Origin of the sequence: Mesorhizobium sp. M7A.F.Ca.MR.362.00.0.0 (genome assembly GCF_004023175.1) — a bacterium.
Classification (GTDB): domain Bacteria; phylum Pseudomonadota; class Alphaproteobacteria; order Rhizobiales; family Rhizobiaceae; genus Mesorhizobium.
This window is the reverse complement of record NZ_RZTF01001063.1, coordinates 1-254: the sequence shown is the minus strand read 5'-3', so window position 1 is coordinate 254 and position 254 is coordinate 1. Positions and strand designations below refer to the sequence as shown.

1 protein-coding gene is annotated in these 254 nt (G+C 39.0%); it reads right to left on the bottom strand.

The features are described from left to right. On the bottom strand, positions 1 to 254 hold a 254-nt coding region (locus tag EOC06_RS39130), incomplete at both ends, for a hypothetical protein (protein WP_164899096.1).

Sequence of the window (254 nt, the reverse complement as noted above, 5' to 3'; positions counted from 1 at the left end):
TACAATCCTTTGTCTCTTAACACCTTTAAAAACTCTTTATAAACAGGTATATCCTTCACAGCTACCCCTGAGCTAGCTTCTTCCTGGTTAAAGAAATAACCGTCAGAACCATAATATTGAGCCATCTCTATCAGCTTTTCAGCAACAGGAAAGTTACCTTTCTTATCCTTTACCAGCATTTGTGTATACGTTTGCGGTCCCCTGTCATTGCTCGAGAAAAAAATAACCGCCAGAGATTTAACCCCGTTTTTATG